Here is a 3,317-nt window from a genome sequence, read left to right as displayed (position 1 = left end):
ATCCGGATCCCCTCCCCCGGCACGGTGAACGTCTCGCCCACGTTCAGCGGCGCGTCCGCGAGCGCCGGGTAGACCGAGTGCTCCCAGCACGCCCCCGTACTGGGGTGGGTGTCGAGGACCTCGACCGGGCCGGTGCCCGACGCGGTCTCGCTGCGGACCCGGTAGATCAGCAGCCCCGACGTACAGGTCGTACGGTCGTTGCCCGCCGAGTCCCGGGCCTCGATGGCGACCGCGCTGTCCTGCGAGGTCCGCACCACCGCGAGCCGGACGCCGCCGTGGCCCACCCGCGCGGGCGACTCCGAGAGCGGCGCCAGGGTCAGGCGCGAGGACCCGCGCGTCGCCACGCACGCCACCTGGCGCCGGTCCAGCCACCCCAGCTTCCACTTCTGCCAGCCGAACAGGTCCGGGGCCATCCCGAACTGGCTGCCCATGACGTCCCAGTCGCCGACGTACGTGTCCCAGTCGCCCTTGCCGTCGACCGGGCGGTGGTAGAGGTCGGGCAGGTCGAAGACGTGCCCGGTCTCGTGCGCCAGGACATTGCGGTCCGGCGGGTGCTGTTCGAACACCGTGACGACCCGTTTGAGGTCCGTGCCGTCGACCCGCAGCGGCTGGTCGAAGTTGACGACCTTGGTGGCGTCCGAGTCGACGCCCGGCGCGTCCGGGTCCGCGACCAGGTAGACGATGTCGTACGCGGAGAAGTCCACGCTGGGGTCGGCGGCCGTGACGGCGTCGCGCAGGTACTCGGTGCGCCGGTCCGGGTCCCAGTCGCGCTGTATCCGGTAGGAGGTGGACGGCTTCGGCATCCGCACCCACTCCGGCCGCGTGTCGGCCTGGAGCCGGAACTTCCCGTACGAGGCGCGGGCGAAGAAGTCGCTGGTCGCGGGGAAGTAGTCGGTGGCGATGTCCTTGGGGGCGGCCACCGGCACCGAGTCCGGGAAGGAGAGGAAGACCATCACCGCCCTGAGCGTGCGCACCGGGCGGGGATAGGCGGTGTTCCAGGTGTCCACTCCCAGCGAGTGGTGGGCCGCGGTGCGGGGCAGGGCGCAGGGCATCGCGGATCTGGCGGCCACGGCGGGGCCCGCCACGAGGGTGGTGGCGGCGACCGCGGTCAGGGAGGTGAGCGCGGCGGCGGCACTGCGCAGCCGGGCACGCTCCACTCCCCCGGGTGTCAGCTGACGCTCCACGTCGACCTCCGGGTACGGAATGCGGGACACCTCACCCACCTTGTGGTGATTTGTGTGATTACGCCCTGTTCCGCTGCCCCAGGCGGGTGAGGGGCCCGACACCAGCCCGACACCCCGATGCCTTACAGAAAGTCACAATTGGTCACTTGCGAATCGCCGCTGGCCAGGCACGTGCAGAAACGATCGGCCTGTGCTCCCGGGTGCGCATGATCACGACCGTGACGCTGGCTCGGCCGTTGCGCCTGCCTCTATGATCGGCACACTTTCCTGCGTGGATTCAGCCTCGGACGGCTGTCCTCCACCCGGCTGACGGCCCCGACCACATCTCTGTACGACTCGAATGCACAGCGGGAGCGAGCGGTGAGCGGAACCCCCGAAGGACCGGGAGCAGCCCCCGGGACCATGCGGCCACCGGTCACAGAGCGTGATCTGGAGGGGCCTCTGGGGCCCATGGGACGGCCGCCCGAACGTCACGCGGTCGGGCGCACCACGGCCGAGCCGCGCGACTACCGCGCGGCGTTCGACGCGGCCCATCTGGCGATGGCCGTCGTCGACCGGGACGGCACGGTGACCGCCGTCAACCACGCGCTGGCCGAACTGCTCGGCTCCGCGCCCACCGAGCTGTGCGGCCAGGCCGCCGCGGACCTCGTCGACCTCGCCGCCGACGCCCGTACCTGGCACATCTACCAGGACGTCCTGCACGGCAGCCGCTCCCGGTTCCGCTGCACCCGCCGCCTCAAGCACCCCGACGGGCACTCGCTGTGGGCCGAGGTCACCGTCTCGCCGGTGCGCGACGGCACCGGGGCGCTGCTCTCGATCACCGACATCAGCGACCGGCGCGAGCTCCAGGCGCGGCTGCGCCACCTCCAGATGCACGACCCGGTGACCCGGCTGCCCAACCGGACGCTCTTCTTCGAGCGGCTCGCGGGGGCGATGGAGGCGTCCACGTACGGACGCGGCGGCACCGGCCGGATCGGGATCTGCTACCTCGACCTCGACGGCTTCAAGGCCGTCAACGACACGCTGGGCCACCGCATCGGCGACCGGCTCCTGTCGGCGGTCGCGGCCCGCCTCACCCACTGCGCCGACCAGAGCGGCTACGCCCGCAGCGGCGGCCATCTGGTGGCGCGCCTGGGCGGCGACGAGTTCGCGGTCCTGGTCGAGGACTCGACGGGGACCGAGCAGCTGGCGGACCTGGCGAAGTCCGTACTGGCGGTGCTCCAGCAGCCGTTCGACCTGGCCGGGCAGCGACTGTCGGTCTCGGCGTCCATCGGCGTGGTGGAGCGGGCGGTCGCGGGCACGACGGCCACGGGTCTGATGCAGGACGCGGACACCCGTGGAGGGCGTCGAGGCGCTTGTCCGATGGAACCATCCACAGTTCGGCACACTGGCGCCGAATCGGTTCATCGGAATTGCGGAAGAAGACGGCTCGATCGTCCAGCTCGGCCGCTGGGTCCTGCGCACGGCCTGCCGGCAGGCGCGCCGCTGGCAGATCGAGCACCCCGGGGTGCCGCCGATCTTCGTCAGCGTGAACGTGGCCGTGCGCCAGGTCTGGGACTCCGACCTGGTCGCGGACGTGGCGGAGATCCTCGCGGAGACGGGCCTCGCGCCGCACCTGCTGCAACTGGAGCTCACGGAGTCCGCCGTGATGGGCTCGGCGGGCCGTCCGCTCCAGGCCCTCCAGGCCCTGTCCGACATGGGCGTACGGATCGCCATCGACGACTTCGGCACGGGCTACTCCAACCTGGCGTACCTCTCCCGGCTGCCGGTCTCGGTCCTGAAACTGGACGGCTCCTTCGTCCGGGGCTTCCAGTACGACGAGGGCGGTACGCATCCCAACCCCGCCGACGAGACGATCGTCGAGGCACTGGTGCAACTGGCGCACCGTGGAGGGCGTCGAGGCGCTTGTCCGATGGAACCATCCACAGTTCGGCACACTGGCGCCGAATCGGTTCATCGGAATTGCGGAAGAAGACGGCTCGATCGTCCAGCTCGGCCGCTGGGTCCTGCGCACGGCCTGCCGGCAGGCGCGCCGCTGGCAGATCGAGCACCCCGGGGTGCCGCCGATCTTCGTCAGCGTGAACGTGGCCGTGCGCCAGGTCTGGGACTCCGACCTGGTCGCGGACGTGGCGG

Annotated in this window: 1 protein-coding gene and 2 pseudogenes; 2 read left to right on the top strand and 1 reads right to left on the bottom strand. The window is 71.3% G+C overall.

Annotated elements, in window-relative coordinates; genetic code table 11:
• The coding region (locus tag ACJA3G_RS34175; RefSeq protein ID WP_406556916.1) for a M6 family metalloprotease domain-containing protein at nt 1-1,214 on the bottom strand (1,214 nt) is incomplete at its 3' end.
• Nucleotides 1,215-1,544: 330 nt separating this feature from the next.
• On the opposite strand from ACJA3G_RS34175, the pseudogene ACJA3G_RS34170 reads away from it, so the two are divergent.
• Nucleotides 1,545-3,078: pseudogene (locus tag ACJA3G_RS34170) on the top strand (putative bifunctional diguanylate cyclase/phosphodiesterase); the annotation flags it as partial.
• Nucleotides 3,071-3,317, top strand: a pseudogene (locus tag ACJA3G_RS34165) (EAL domain-containing protein); the annotation flags it as partial. The pseudogenes ACJA3G_RS34170 and ACJA3G_RS34165, both read left to right, overlap by 8 nt.

This window comes from Streptomyces sp. YS-3 (genome assembly GCF_045257485.1).
Lineage (GTDB): Bacteria > Actinomycetota > Actinomycetes > Streptomycetales > Streptomycetaceae > Streptomyces.
The sequence above is the reverse complement of the archived record's forward strand: the minus strand, read 5'-3'. Positions and strand labels throughout refer to the sequence as shown.